The following is a 213-nucleotide window of genomic DNA, read 5'->3' on the forward strand; positions in this document are numbered from 1 at the left end:
TGGCGCGGTTGTGGGAGTCGGTGGGGGTGCGGCCGGTGGCGGTGACGGGGCATTCGCAGGGTGAGATTGCGGCGGCGCATGTGGCGGGGGTGTTGTCGTTGGGGGATGCGGCGCGGGTGGTGGCGTTGCGGTCGCAGGCGATTCGGGTGATTTCGGGTCGTGGGGGGATGGTGTCGGTGGGGTTGCCGGTGGCGGAGGTGGAGGGGTTGTTGC

Annotated in this window: 1 protein-coding gene; it reads left to right on the forward strand. The window is 70.9% G+C overall.

Translation table 11 applies throughout. From position 1 onward, the window contains the following. On the forward strand, positions 1 to 213 hold a 213-nt coding region (locus ACLQ2V_RS28195), incomplete at both ends, for an acyltransferase domain-containing protein (protein WP_425721755.1).

Origin of the sequence: Micromonospora sp. DT233 (assembly GCF_049841815.1) — a bacterium.
GTDB lineage: Bacteria > Actinomycetota > Actinomycetes > Mycobacteriales > Micromonosporaceae > Micromonospora.